This window comes from Nocardia sp. NPDC058518 (assembly GCF_042719655.1).
Taxonomy (GTDB): domain Bacteria; phylum Actinomycetota; class Actinomycetes; order Mycobacteriales; family Mycobacteriaceae; genus Nocardia.
Genome location: NZ_JBHXNJ010000004.1, coordinates 76,435 through 89,879 on the forward strand (window position 1 = coordinate 76,435; position 13,445 = coordinate 89,879).

11 protein-coding genes are annotated in these 13,445 nt (G+C 66.6%); 8 read left to right on the top strand and 3 right to left on the bottom strand.

Annotated features, from left to right (window positions below; genetic code table 11):
- Positions 1-192: 192 nt before the first annotated feature.
- Positions 193-642: an SgcJ/EcaC family oxidoreductase gene (locus tag ACFWPX_RS09410; RefSeq protein WP_378916033.1), complete on the bottom strand. Its 450-nt coding sequence runs from the start codon at positions 640-642 to the stop codon at positions 193-195.
- Positions 643-837: 195 nt separating this feature from the next.
- On the opposite strand from ACFWPX_RS09410, the gene ACFWPX_RS09415 reads away from it, so the two are divergent.
- The 7 genes from ACFWPX_RS09415 to ACFWPX_RS09445 all read left to right on the top strand — a co-directional run bounded on the left by ACFWPX_RS09415 (position 838) and on the right by ACFWPX_RS09445 (position 9,275).
- Complete coding sequence (locus tag ACFWPX_RS09415) at positions 838-2,310, top strand: flavin-containing monooxygenase (protein ID WP_378927216.1); 1,473 nt, start codon at positions 838-840, stop codon at positions 2,308-2,310.
- Positions 2,307-3,788 carry a flavin-containing monooxygenase gene (locus tag ACFWPX_RS09420; RefSeq protein ID WP_378927015.1) on the top strand — a complete coding sequence of 494 codons (1,482 nt, stop codon included), beginning with the start codon at positions 2,307-2,309 and terminating at the stop codon, positions 3,786-3,788. The genes ACFWPX_RS09415 and ACFWPX_RS09420 overlap by 4 nt, the downstream gene beginning before the upstream one ends.
- Positions 3,789-3,797: 9 nt before the next feature.
- Positions 3,798-4,961, top strand: coding sequence for a lipase family protein (locus ACFWPX_RS09425; RefSeq protein ID WP_378927016.1), 1,164 nt, complete (start codon positions 3,798-3,800; stop codon positions 4,959-4,961).
- 110 nt (positions 4,962-5,071) lie between these two features.
- A complete protein-coding gene (locus ACFWPX_RS09430; RefSeq protein WP_378927017.1) occupies positions 5,072-5,815 on the top strand; it encodes a TetR/AcrR family transcriptional regulator in 744 nt (247 codons plus the stop codon).
- Between the two features lie 109 nt (positions 5,816-5,924).
- Positions 5,925-6,302 carry a hypothetical protein gene (locus ACFWPX_RS09435; RefSeq protein WP_378916266.1) on the top strand — a complete coding sequence of 126 codons (378 nt, stop codon included), beginning with the start codon at positions 5,925-5,927 and terminating at the stop codon, positions 6,300-6,302.
- Complete coding sequence (locus tag ACFWPX_RS09440; RefSeq protein WP_378927019.1) at positions 6,299-7,444, top strand: cation:proton antiporter; 1,146 nt, start codon at positions 6,299-6,301, stop codon at positions 7,442-7,444. Before ACFWPX_RS09435 ends, ACFWPX_RS09440 begins: the two co-directional genes overlap by 4 nt.
- 118 nt (positions 7,445-7,562) lie before the next feature.
- Entirely contained in the window at positions 7,563-9,275 is a 1,713-nt protein-coding gene (locus tag ACFWPX_RS09445) for a cutinase family protein (RefSeq protein WP_378927021.1), read from the top strand.
- A 28-nt stretch (positions 9,276-9,303) separates the two neighbouring features.
- Here the strand turns inward: ACFWPX_RS09445 and ACFWPX_RS09450 are convergent, their stop codons facing one another.
- Positions 9,304-11,004, bottom strand: a complete 1,701-nt coding sequence (locus ACFWPX_RS09450) for a methyltransferase (protein WP_378927022.1) — start codon at positions 11,002-11,004, stop codon at positions 9,304-9,306.
- Between the two features lie 14 nt (positions 11,005-11,018).
- Entirely contained in the window at positions 11,019-12,200 is a 1,182-nt protein-coding gene (locus ACFWPX_RS09455; protein ID WP_378916016.1) for a 4-hydroxybenzoate 3-monooxygenase, read from the bottom strand.
- Between the two features lie 231 nt (positions 12,201-12,431).
- Here ACFWPX_RS09455 and ACFWPX_RS09460 point away from each other — a divergent pair, with 231 nt between their 5' ends.
- On the top strand, positions 12,432-13,316 hold the full coding sequence (locus ACFWPX_RS09460; protein ID WP_378927023.1) for a hypothetical protein: 885 nt from the start codon (positions 12,432-12,434) through the stop codon (positions 13,314-13,316).
- The last annotated feature ends 129 nt before the right edge of the window (positions 13,317-13,445 follow it).

The following is a 13,445-nucleotide window of genomic DNA, read 5'->3' on the forward strand; positions in this document are numbered from 1 at the left end:
CACATTCTCCAACTCGCAGGTCTTCGATATTCCTGCGCGGTCCGACGCTGGTCGGGCCACTCGGACTCTACTTCGCCGGGGGTTCGATGGCCAATTGCGGTGGCACCGAATCGGTTGCGGTGCAGTGCATCCGGGTTATCGGCAGTCAGCCCGATCGCAATCCGTGCAGGGCGAGCTAGGAGAAGTGAGAACCTACACTGCCGACGGCACCAGGGTGTTCTGCCGGGCGGCGGTCCACCACTGCCCGTCCTGTTTGACCAGTACGTAGAGCGCGACCATCGCCGGTTCGGTGTCGATCAGGGTGCCGTCGGCGGTGGTAGCGCGTGCTGTCTTGTGGGCAATGGCCACGTCCGGGCGCAGAAAGACCACGTCGACGACGTCGTAGCGGACGTATTCGTCCTTCAGGAATCCGGCCAGCCCGCGCCGGTTCGAGTCGAGCAGCGCGTCGTGCCCGCTGATCAGCATGCCGACCGCGTTGCCGACCACGGCGTTCGCGGTGAACTGCGCGGTCATGAGGTCCGCGTCGTTGGTGTTGTACGCGGTCTGCGTGTCGGCGACGATCTGGCGAATCGCGGCGATGTCGGCGGTGTGGTCCACGGTGGCGTCGTCGACGACCGGGGGCTGAATCATGTTCGTGCTCATGGGAGAAACCCTCGACCCTCAACAGTGGTTCAGGTCAAGCGGGTATGGGCTGCGACTCATCTGGTGAAGTCCTGCTTTGAATTCGATTCAGCATTTCGGGTGGTAGACGACTGCGAGCGCCTGGGTTCGCCGAAGATTCTCCACAAGTTCTTGAATTCGATTCAATACATGTGGCAGTCTGAGGCCATGAGCAAGATGCCATCCCGTGACCCCAGGGTTGTGATCATCGGAGCGGGCGTCGCCGGAATCACCGCTGGTGTCGTGTTAGAACAGGCCGGCTTCGAGAACTTCGTGATCGTGGAGAAGGGGTCCGATGTCGGCGGCGTCTGGCATTGGAACCGGTATCCCGGCCTGACCTGCGATGTTCCGTCGCAGATCTATCAGTTCGGCTTCGCACCCAAGCCTGACTGGTCGCAGATCTGGGCCGAGGGCAGCGAGATCCAGCGCTATCACCGCGAGGTGGTCGAGGCGTTCGGGCTGACCGATCGCCTCATGCTCGACAGTGAGGTCACCGACGCCGTCCACGGCGCCGACGGGTGGACCGTCACCCTCGCCGGCGGACGAGAGCTGCGGGCGGACTTCGTCATCGCCGCCACCGGCGTGCTGCACCACCCCTTCACCCCCGATATCCCGGGCGTCGAGCGGTTCACCGGCTCGGTCGTGCACACCGCGCGCTGGGACGAGGCGATCGAGACGGTCGGCAAACGCATCGCGGTGATCGGCAGCGGATCCACCGGCGTGCAGGTGGTCTCGGCGCTGCAACCGCAGGCGGCCGCGCTGACCCAGTTCGCCCGCACACCGCAGTGGGTGCTCTGGGCGCCGATGGGTCTGCGCCAGCCGCGACTGTTGGCCAAGCTGCTCGCCGCCGCGCCCGCCGCGCATCAGCGGCTCTACTCGACGCTGTTGTGGGGCTCTGGCATCCTCGCCGATATCGCGTTGAAGCCGACGTGGCGACGCCGGGCCGCGCAGCGACTCGCCCGGTGGTCGCTGACCACCCAGGTCCGCGATCGCGAGCTGCGAACCGCGCTGACCCCCGACTACGAGCCGTTCTGCAAGCGGCAGGTGCTCTCCGGCACCTATCACCGCGCCATCGGCGCCGACAACGCCGCCTTGGTGACCGAACCGATCAGCGAGATCACCGAAACCGGTCTCCGCACCGCCGACGGCACCCACCACGACCTCGACGTGATCGTCTTCGCGACCGGCTTCCACCCGCACAACTACATGCGCCCGATGAACCTGCGTGGCCGCGACGGACTGAGCATCGACGAGGCATGGGCGAAAGGGCCGCGCGCCTACCGGATGACCGCGATCCCCGGTTTCCCGAACCTGTTCACCGTGCTCGGCCCGAACTCGCCCACCGGGTCGATCTCGTTGCAGTACTCGGCGGAACTGACCGCCCGCTACATCACGCAGTGGCTGGAACGCTTCCGCGACGGCGAGTTCGAGACGGTCGAAGTGACCGAGGAAGCGACCGTCAGGTTCAACGACAGCGTCGCCGAGGCGATGGGCCCGACTGTGTGGAACACCGGTTGCAATTCCTGGTACTTCACCGAGGAGAACACCATCGACCTGTGGCCTTTCGACCGCAAGACCATGACCGCCCTGCTCACCGCACCCGACGACCGTGACTTCCTGATCGGCCACAAGGATGGAAACCTGCGATGACGACACGCTATGTCGACGTATTGATCATCGGTGCCGGGCTGTCCGGGATCGGCACGGCCTGCCAGCTCATCCGGGAGAAGACCGGTCGTAGTTTCGCGATCATCGAACGCCGCGACAATGTCGGTGGAACGTGGGACCTGTTCAAATACCCCGGAATCCGGTCGGATTCGGACATGCTGACCTTCGGTTTCGGGTTCCGTCCGTGGATCGGCACCAAGGTCTTGGCCGACGGGCGCAATATCCGTCGCTACATCGAGGACACTGCCCGCGAATACGGGGTGATCGAACATATTCACTTCGGCCGCAGGGGGATTCGCGCCTCCTACGACAGCAGCACCGGACTGTGGACGGGCGAGGTCGTCGACGAGCGGACCGGCGAGACCGAGATCTGGACGTCGAAGTTCCTGGTCGGCGCCACCGGCTACTACGACTACGACCAGGGATTCCAGCCCGACTTCCCCGGTGCCGATGACTTCACCGGGCAGATCGTGCACCCTCAGCATTGGCCCGAAGACCTTGACTACCAGGGCAAGAAGGTCGTGGTCGTCGGTTCGGGTGCCACCGCGATCACGCTGATCCCGGCGATGGCAGCCGACGTCGAACACATCACCATGCTGCAGCGCTCACCCACCTACATCCTGGCGCTGCCCTCGGACGACCCGGCCGCGATCGCGATGCGCGTGGCCCGCGTGCCCGACAAGATCGCCTATCGCATCGGCCGCGCCCGCAATATCGCGTTGCAGCGCGCCAGTTTCCAGCTCTCGCGCACCAGCCCGGAGTTGGCCAAGAAGGCGTTGCTGAAGCAGATCAAGCTGCAGGTGGGCGACAAAATCGACATGAAGCACTTCACGCCGTCCTATAACCCGTGGGATCAACGGCTGTGTGTGGTGCCCAATGGCGATCTGTTCAAAGTCCTTCAGAGCGGTAAGGCCGACATCGTCACCGACCGCATCGCGAAGTTCACCGAGAAGGGCATTCTGCTCGAATCGGGGCAGGAGCTGGAGGCCGACATCATCGTCACCGCGACCGGCCTGAACGTGCAGATCGCGGGCGGCGCCGAACTGGTTGTCGACGGTGTGCCGGTCAACACCCGCGAGTCGGTGCTCTACAAGGGAGTGCTGATCTCCGGCGTGCCCAACGCCATGATCATCCTCGGCTACACCAACGCGTCGTGGACGCTCAAGGCCGACCTCGCCGCACAGTATTTCTGTCGATTACTCAACGCCATGCGCGACGGCGGATATTCACAATTCTCGGTTCGGGCCGGCGTCGGCGACTTCGCTGAATCGTCCGTCATGGGTGACGACCTGACCGCCGGATACATCAAACGCGGTGACGGTGTCATGCCACGGCAGGGACGGCGCGCTCCCTGGAAGGTCGTCAACAACTATTACCGCGACCGCGTATCCCTGAGCAAAGACGAACTTCTCGACGGTGTCCTGCGGTTCGACAAAATCACCGCGTCGGCGCGGCGCTGATCTCACCTGATGCGAATCCGAAAGATGACGATGATGTCGACCGGGCGCGGGCGCCGCAAACAGTTCTACCGAGATCTTCCCGACCTGACCGTCAGCCGGGCCGAGTGCGGGGAGGTGCTGCGCGTCAGCACGATGACGGCGCGGATCGCCCCCGGCATCACGATGCGTGCCGACGCGTTTCGCGTGCTGTACCGCTCGACCGATCTGGCCGGGAACCCGATCACGGTGTCGGGCGCGATATTGATTCCCCGGCAGAGTTCCGGGTCTGTTCCGCTCGTCGGTTTCGCCCCCGGCACGCAGGGAATGTCGCGGTCGGCGTCGGTGTCACAGCTGCTCGAAAAGGGACTGGAATACGAAGGCGTGTTCATCGCGCTCGCGCTCGCTCGCGGCTGGGCGGTGGCGGTCACCGACTACCCCGGACTCGGCACGCAGGGAACCCATCCCTATGTGATCGGTTCGACCAATGGTCGCGCGGTGCTCGATGTCATGCGGGCCGCGCGCTTTCTGCTCGGAACCCGATCCACGCAGGTGAGCCGGTACGGGATCTACGGCTACTCCGAAGGTGGGAACGCTGCCGCCTGGGCCGCGCAGCTCAACGCCTCCTACGCCCCGGATCTGCCGTTGGCCGGTGTCGCCGTCGGCGCTCCACCCGCCGACCTCGTGGAAATGGGTAAGAGCCTCGATCGCACCGCGGGCGTGTTCCTGCTCATGTACTCGGCGATGGGTTTGGCGGCCAGCTTCGATGACCTGGATCTCGAGCGATGCCTCAATACCGCAGGCAAGTCCCTGATGCCGTTCGTCCGTCGGCTCCACCCCTTGCTGCTCGCCGCGGCGGGATTCATCCTGCCCAAATCTCGCACCTTCTATCTCAGTACCGACCCGTTCGAGGATCCGGCCTGGATCGAGCGGATGCGTGAGGCCAGCCTCGGGTATCTGCCGCCGGCCGCGCCCGTGCTCGTCGGCCACGGCGAGCGCGACCGGGTGGTCGCCTATCGGCAGACCGAGCTGCTCACCCAGCGTTGGCGCGAACTCGGCGTCGAGATCAGCCGGCACCGGATCCGGCTCGGTGGGCACTTCACCTCGGCACCGCGATTCGCCCGTGCCGGATTCGCGTTCCTTGCCGATCGCTTCGCCGAAGCGGACCGAAAGCCGAGCTCAGAGCTCGCATCCTGATGCCGAGGCGGGGGGTATCGCGCTGCGCGGAGCTGGTTTGACGTCTCGGCGGGACGCGACATATCTTCAACTCGAGCAGTCTGCAACGGCTGTTCCAGGGCGGAGGTTCAGTGGCAGGCAACCGACGCGGGGAGGCGGCGCGAGCGGCGCTGCTCGACGCGGGCAAGGATGCGTTCAGCCACCAACGGTACGAGGAAGTCTCGATCGTCGACCTCGCGCGCACCCTCGGCGTCGCCGCGGGCTCGATCAGCTACCACTTCGGTGGTAAGCGCGGCTTCTATCTCGCCGTCATCGAGCAGACCTTCGACGAGTTCCGCGCCGACATCCTGGCAACGCGGGGACCGGCACTGGAGTGGCTCAACCGCGTTATCGACAGTCTGCTCGACCGGGCGGAGCAGCATCCCGGCGGCTACGAGCTGATGGTCGCCGATGTCGCCGACACCCAGGTCCGCGAGATCAGGGACCGGAGCTTCGACCAGATCACCGAACAACTGGCGCTCGAGCTCACCGGCGCGGAACCGGGTCCCGTTCTTCGCGCCGCGATCACCGGCTGTATCGCGTCGATCGAGGGGTTGGTCCTGCACTGGCTGCACACCGACGCCCTGACCCGCGACCAAGTCCGCGAACTCATCGTGTCCAATTACATCGGAGCGGTGATCAGCGCGATCCGTGTCGACCCGACCATCCGGATCCGCGAGGAGATCATGGACTCGATCCTCGCCGACCCGCAGGCGCTCGCCGAGTTCGTCCCGCCGGAACTGCGCTACAAGCTGATGGAGATCGTCATGGCCAACCCCACGATCCTGTCGATGTTCCTGCCCGTGGACCCCCCGGTCTCGGCCGAAACCAACTGAACACACGCACAGAGATCGGAATCAGGGCAAGACCACCGGATCGCCGACAGATAGCGACCTCTCGGTAAACCGGTTGCGTGCGGCGGATGATGATTCGATGACCGACCCGATCCTGCAGGTGAAGTGGAAGTCCGCGCCGGAAGACCATGACTATCCCGCTGCCGCCGATTATCTCGAGCTACTGGGCGACAAGACGATGGTCGACGCGATCGTGGCCGAGCTCATGGCCGCGCCGGTGGTCGTCAAGAAGGCCAAGGACATTCTGCGCGCCTCCCAGCTCGATGCCCTCACCCCCGACAACCCGCATGTCCGCAAAGACCTGCTCAAGGTGAACGAGGGCAAGAAGCTCTCGCCGATCCTGCTGGTGCGCGGTGACTGCCGCCGGAACGTGCCGATGCTGATCGCCGACGGGTATCACCGCGTGTGCGCGCTGTACTGGGCCGACGAGAACATCGAGATTCCCGCCAAGATCGCCACGATGCCATGACTTTCGCGACCCTGGCGCTGGTGGTCGCGCTCGGGTTGATCGGGCCGCTGCTCGCCTTGCCGAAGCAGCTGTACCTGCCGGTGCTGCTCGGCGAACTGATCGCGGGAATCATCTTCGGCACCACCGGTCTTCGCATTCTCGACCCCACCGACCCGATCTTCGTGTTCCTCGCCGACATGGGTTTCGCGCTGGTGATGTTCGCCGCGGGGACCCACGTGCCCGTGCGTGATCCGCGGGTCCGCACCGCGCTCGGCAGCGGGGCGGCGCGGGCCGTGCTGGTCGGTGTGGTCGCGGCGGTGGCGGGCTGGGCGGTGGCGCAGGCGTTCGATATCGGGCACGCGGCCGTGTACGCGGTGTTGATGGCGTCGTCGTCGGCTGCGATGGCGTTGCCGATCATCGACTCGATGCGGTTGAGCGGGCCACCGGTGCTCTCGCTCACCGCACAGGTCGCCATCGCCGACACCGCCTGCATCGTCGCGCTGCCGCTGGTGATCGACCCGGCGAACGCGGCCAGCGCCGCGATCGGCGCGGTGGTCGTGGCGCTCTGCGCCGTCGTGATGTTCTTCATCCTGCGCTACCTGCAGAAGACGGGTGCGCAGCGTCAGATGCACGAGGTGTCCGAGGACCGGAAGTTCACGCTCGAACTGCGGGTGAGCCTGGTCCTGGTGTTCGCGCTGTGCGGGGTGGCCAGCGAGATGGGAGTCTCGATCATGCTCGGCGGGTTCGCGGCGGGCCTGGCGGTGGCCGGGGTCGGCGAGCCGCGGCGGGTGGCCAAGCAGGTGTTTGCGATCAGCGACGGACTGCTCGCTCCGCTGTTCTTCGTGTGGCTCGGCGCCCGGCTCGATCTGCGGGAGTTCGGGGAGCATCCGCGGTTCATCCTGCTCGGCCTCGCCCTCGGCTTCGGTGCTGTCGCGGTGCACTGCGCGGCGCGCCTGCTCGGCCAGCCGGTGGCCTACGGCGCGCTGGCCGCGGCACAGATCGGGGTGCCGGTCGCGGCGGTGACCGTCGGCAGTCAATTGGGGGTGCTCGTGCCGGGTGAGGGCTCGGCGATCATGTTGGCGACGCTGTGCACCATCGCGGTGGCGGCGCTGGCGGCCGGGCGACTCGCGGCGAAGCTGCCTGCCACCCCGCTCGGCCCCTGAGTCGACCGGGTTCCTGTTCGCGTCAGTAACGATCTTGCTGGTGGTCACGACATTGTTCGTGACATGCGGCCCGTCGGGGGGCCTGCCCACCTGTAGGTCATTCGAACGGGATCAACATATGAATCTGCGTGAGTTTCTTGCGAAACATCGCATTGCTTCGGCTGTTGCCGCGCCTGCGGCGTTGGGTGTCGCGGCGATCGTCGCCGCTTCGTTCGCGGTGACGTCGCAGCCGGCATCACCCAGCTACGAGCTGACCACGTCGGTGACCGAGTGCCGCGAGATGGTGACCATCTCGGTGGCCGGGCGCAACGACACCCCGGTCGAGGGCACGACGGCGATGCTGCTCGATGCCAACGGGAATCCGCTGCCCGCCGCGCTGTCGGGCGACCACAGCAGTGTGTGGGTGGATCCGGTGGTGAACGCCCCGCGCGACGATGTGGCCGAGGGTGAGTACGCGGCCGTGTACATCGCCTATCCGGCCGATCTGGCGAGCTATGAGGACGCGGTCAACCGCGGTGTGGAGAACACCCAGCAGGTGATGCGGGAGATCTCGGCGGCCTGCCCGGACACCAAGTTCTCGATCGTCGGCTACAGCGAGGGCGCCGATGTGGTGCGTCGCGTGGCCGAGGGCATCGGCAACGACGACCCCGCCGACGGGTACGCGACCGTGAACCCGGACGACGTGCTCGGTGTGGTGATGTTCGCCGATCCGGGTCGTAAGGCAGGCGACGGCACCTTCCTCGGTGCGGACGACCCGTTCGCGCGCCCCGACAACTTCGACCAGAAGTACCAGGACGGCAAGACGCCAGTCTCGGGCCAGGGCGTAACCACGGGCGCTGATTTCGGCGCGCTCAACGGCAAGATCGCCTCCTTCTGCTCCGAGGGCGACCTGACCTGCGCGGCACCGGACAACATCTCGCTGTTGCAACTGGCCGCGAATGTGGGTCGTCAGATCAATATCGACGAACTGCAGCGCGCCGACCTGGAGCGCAACGGCATCACCGCGATCACCCCGGCGATGGGCCAGGACATGGCGTTCACGCTGGGCCGGATCGCGATGGCAGCGTTCTCCGATATCGGGTCGAACCCGAACTGGATGGCCAGCGACGAGACCTTCCTCGACGTACTGCTGAAGGTGTCGGACCCGGATTACAAGCCGGGGCAGACCACCACGCCGGTCAAGGCCGACGTGATCGCCGGTGAGCAGCTCTCGCCGCTGGCGTACCTGCCGCAGAAGATCTTCAACGAGATCGTCGGGCTGATCGTGACGAACCAGAACACGATCCCGGTGGCCATGAACGATCCGTATCAGCTCACCCTCGGCCCGAACGGGACCGGTCACCACTTCGACTACTGGCGTGACTCCGACGCCGCGAACGGCAAGCCGCTGACCTCGGCGGAGTACGCCGCGGCATGGCTGACGCACCTGGCCAAGCAGGCACAGGCGGGCGAGACGGTGAACACCAAGGCCGCACCGGACGACGCCTCGGTGACTGCCGCACTGGCAGCCCCGACCAAGCCGGCGACGACCACCACCGCGCCGACCAGCACGTCCAAGTCGACCACCACGAAGTCGACGACCAGCCCCAAGCCGACCACCACATCGAAGACGGGCACCAGCACCACGACACCGTCCACGACCGTGGCCCCGTCGACCACTACGCCGTCGACGACCACTCCGGAACCGGCGACCAACCAGGCGGCGGCCCCCGCCCCGACCACGACCGTGGAACCCACCACGACCGTCGCGCCGACCACGACGGTGGCTCCCACCACGACTGTCGCGCCGACCACCACAGTTGCCCCGACAACCACCCCGTCGGCCAACTAGCTCACCCCGCGAGTGTTACGTCACCGGTTCAGTCCTCATCGCTCGGACCACACCCGGTGACGTGGCGCACGCACAACATGGCGAACCCCAACGGAAGCGCATCAGCACCGACGACCTCGAGCCCGGCCGAGGCCGCCAACGCCCCGTAGTGGTCACGACTGCGTTCGCGGCCACCGACATTGCACAGCATGTGCAGATCCCATGCCGGAACCAGCGACCGGGAACTGCTTTCCGGCAGTAGCCTTTCGATGACGTACAGGCGAGCGTGCGCGCTCATCGCGGCCGCACAGCTTCGCAGGATCGTGCGGCAGTCGTCATCGTTCCAGTCGTGCAGCACCCGCGAGAGCAGATAGATGTCGCCTTCGGACGGCACATCGGTGGTGAAGAAGTCGCCGCCGACGAGGTCGCATCGGCTCGCGCAGTCGGCCTCGGCGAAGGTGGCTCTCGCCCGGTCCAAGGTGCTGTCGCGTTCGAAGAGAATCCCCCGCAGTCCCGGATTGCCGGACAGGACACGAGCCAGTAGTTCGCCGCTGCCACCACCCACGTCGACAACGGTGGTGGCGCTGGTGGTGTCCATGAGGTGGCCGATCTGGCCGAAGATCGCGGCGGAAGCGGCCATGGCGCTGTCGAACAGGGCGGCGCGTTCGGGTTCGGCGGCGAAGTAGTCGAAATGGTGGCGGCCGAAATGATGGTCGAACGCGGTGGTGCCGGTGCGGATCGCGAAACCGAGGGCGCCGAAGGATTCGTAGAACGCTCCACCGTAGAGGCTCGCGATCGACCGCAACGTTCGGTCGGACTCGCGCGCGAGCAAGGCACCGGTGTCGGTGAGTTCGTATCCGGCATCGTGTGTCCGGACCACCTCGAGGTCGACCAGGTAGCGCATGAGCCGGGTCAGCGCGGCGCAGTCGGTGCCGGTCTGTGCGGCGAGTTCGGCGACCGGCAGACCCGGTGTCGCGGCGAGGCGGTCGGCGATGCCGAGGTCGGCGGCCACCGCAAGGGCCTGCGTGGTCCATGCTCCGGTGAGCTGGCGCAGCAAACGGTGTGCGGGGTCCTCGGATTCGTCGAGATGGGTGCTGAGCACGTGCGGGCGGTGACCGGGGACGCGCAATTCCAGCCGCCGGTATGAGCACGTCCGCGTCCCGATACAGGCGAAGTAGAGGACCGTCGAATCCTCGTGTGGACTGTAGCCGCCACCGTCGGCACGCAGTTTGCCCGCGCCGGTGAACAGTGCCCGCAGGCCGGTCAGCGTGAGGTCGTCGACAGGACCGGTGTCGAGGGCCAGGTGGGCCTCGGCGGCAGTGGCCCGTTCGGCGGCGACGACCTTCGGCGGCGCGTCGACAAGGACGAACACTTCTATCTCGCACAGAGTTCCGTCGGCAGCGCCCACCCTGGCACGCAGGATCTGGACCGGAAGTCGGTCCTCGGACAGGCCGTGCCGAAGGGCGAGCCGACCCCGGACCACGGTGCTCGGCTGATTGGCCGACGCGACCAGATCGAAGGTCTCCAGCGTCGCGGCGACGGCCGACAGCTCACTGGGGAACACCAGTACCGCCGCGTGCGCGAACCGGCAGTGCTCGGCGATCGCGGCGTGGTCGGCCGCGGTCAGATCGGGCACCATCGCGGCCAGCACCCCATCGGTGTCGTGCGTTCTGATGAAATCGACCGTCGCCTCGATTCTTTCGCGATCGTTCGTGTCGATACCTACCGGTGCTGCCAGCGAACGGGTCACGCGTCCTCCAGTTGTCAGATGCCGACGTAGCTCTCCGCGAAAAGGTCCTGATGTGTTCGTGAGGTGGCCAAACTGTGCAAGCGGGACTGCTGCAGGGCGGCGTCGAACACCGAACGCGGTCCGGTGGGCGGGTGCAGCATGCCGATCATCCAGTTCGAGAATTCGTGCGCGCGCCGGATCCGGGGCAGGCAGTCGGCCGAATACCGGTGCGGCGCGGTCTCGTCACCGTTGCGCAGCGCCGACCGGAGCGCTCGGGCCAGGGTGTCGGCACCCAGGATCGCGAGGTTCGCCCCCTTGGCGGCCGAGGGGCTGATCGACGAGGCCGCGTCACCGACCAGGAACAACCGACCCTGCTGAATCGGATCCAGGATCTCCGAACGCAGTCGCACCAGGCTCCGCTCGATGACCGCGCCCTCGGACAACGCCCCGTACCGATCCGCGCCGAGCCGCGCCGCCAGTTCCTTCCAGATCCGCCGCTCGTCCCAGCCCAGCGGGTCCTCGTGTCCGGCGCTCTGCAGGTAGTACCGGGTCACATACGGGCTGCGCGGCATCTGACCGGCGAAACCGTCGGCGTGCACGCCGTAGATCACGGTCTCGGCGGTGGGTGGGGCCTGCGCCAAGAGGGCGAGCCAGGTGATGCCGTACTCACACACCGCCCGTGGCACTGTGATCGTCTGCCGAGCCAGCCCCCGCGCACCGTCGCAACCGGCGACATACTGCGCGCGGAATCGGTACTCGGTGCCGTCGATACTCTGCCCCGATACCCACGGCCGATCACCCTGGTGATCGCCGATTCGCTGTGCGGTTGTCTCGCACAGCAGTTCGCCACCGCGCCGCAGATACTCGGCGACGAGGTCGGTGACCAGATGCTGCTGCGGATACACCGTGTGTACTTCGCGCTGCCCCAGCTCACCGTAGGACAGGGTGAATCGGCCGTCGGCACTGCGGAATTCACAGGTGCCGTGGGTATGTCCGTTGACGCGCAGACCGGTGTCGAGCCCGTGTTCGCGCAGAACCGCCACACTGTCCGGTGCGAGAAAGCCCGCCCGCGCCCGACTCTCGATATGCGCGCGACTCCGTCGCTCGAGGATCACTGATTCGATGCCCGCCGCTTGCAGGATGTTGCCGAGAACCAATCCGGCGGGACCGCCGCCGAGAATGACGACCTCAATAGTGCGAACGCATTTCACGCGCATGAAGAGGGAGCCTAGAGCACCGCCGATGCGCGAGCGGTGCTCCGCAGGCGTGTTGCGACACGAAGTCCCAGGTCCGCGGCATTGATCCGCCGCGGCAACTACACCGGCCGCGCCGCCTACACCCCACTCGCCGGCTTCCAGCACCGCGTTCCGCGCCGAATCGGCACGCGACATCGATACCAACGCGCCGATCATGGTGACTGTTTCGAGTACCGGTGCAATGATCGCTTGGTGACTCAGTGGCTCCCACTCCTCGGCTCGCTCCCCGTCGCCGGCGCAGTTCTGGTCGGCGTCATCGCCAACAACCGAACCCACCGTGAAGGAATCGCGGCCGCCGACGAGCGCGGCAGGCAGGCACTCGACGCCGCGCAGCGCAATGTCGAGCTGTCGAACATGGTGGGCGACCAGCGCGATCACGAGGCGTGGCGCCGCGAGGCGGTGCTCGCCGCGGTCGCCTCGATCCTGGAGACCTCGGCCTCGGTGCGCGCCGATCTGACCACCTGCGGTGAATGGGATCTGGTCACGGCCGACGAGATCGACAGCGTCGGCGCCCAGATTCACAAGGTGATCTGGGATCGCCCGGGCGGCATGCTGACTCGCTTGCGGGTGGTGGCGCATCGCCGGATTCCGAACAAGTGCGAAGACCTGCTGCGCACTCTCACCGCCGCCCAGCACATCACGATGCAGCGGCTGAAATTGCACATCGACGTGGAGGCGACCGTCGAGGAGCTCGAGGAGATGGCCTCGCTGTGGCAGAAGGCGATGCGCCACGCCGCCGAGCAGGAGCGGGCGCTGGTCGAGACGACACGTATCGAGCTCGGCATCGAGATCGCCACGAAAGGCTTCGGCGTAGATCCTGTTCCGTTGCCTCAGCCGGTGGTTGCCGAAACCGGTTCGGCGGAAGTCGAATTCGAGGAAGCCATCGAGGAACAGCCCACCGAGCCGGCGCAGTCGGCCGAGCTGGAGCAGTCGGCCGAGCCGCAGCCCGCCGCCGAGCCACCGCACGCGACCGAGGCACTGCCCGTAACCGAGACACTGCCCGTAACCGAGGCGCCGCAGCAAGACGATCCGCGCGACGCCGTCGACCCGCGCGAGGCACAGACCGTCAAGGTCTGACCCTTCGACATGAAGCGGGGGGGGCCGGGGCCCCGCGGGGGGGCGGGGGGCGCGGCCGCGGCGCGGGGAGCGTGACATGGTATTTCTGGCTGCGGCATCTCCGCGGCATGGGGGCGCGTGGCCGCTGGC

Excerpts from the sequence above, each read along its gene's own strand:
- ACFWPX_RS09410 (WP_378916033.1), bottom strand. The coding sequence starts at position 642 with ATGAGCACGAACATGATTCAGCCCCCGGTCGTCGACGACGCCACCGTG.
- ACFWPX_RS09445 (WP_378927021.1), top strand. The coding sequence starts at position 7,563 with ATGAATCTGCGTGAGTTTCTTGCGAAACATCGCATTGCTTCGGCTGTT.
- ACFWPX_RS09415 (WP_378927216.1), top strand. The coding sequence starts at position 838 with ATGCCATCCCGTGACCCCAGGGTTGTGATCATCGGAGCGGGCGTCGCC.
- ACFWPX_RS09440 (WP_378927019.1), top strand. The coding sequence starts at position 6,299 with ATGACTTTCGCGACCCTGGCGCTGGTGGTCGCGCTCGGGTTGATCGGG.
- ACFWPX_RS09425 (WP_378927016.1), top strand. The coding sequence starts at position 3,798 with ATGCGAATCCGAAAGATGACGATGATGTCGACCGGGCGCGGGCGCCGC.
- ACFWPX_RS09455 (WP_378916016.1), bottom strand. The coding sequence starts at position 12,200 with ATGCGCGTGAAATGCGTTCGCACTATTGAGGTCGTCATTCTCGGCGGC.
- ACFWPX_RS09420 (WP_378927015.1), top strand. The coding sequence starts at position 2,307 with ATGACGACACGCTATGTCGACGTATTGATCATCGGTGCCGGGCTGTCC.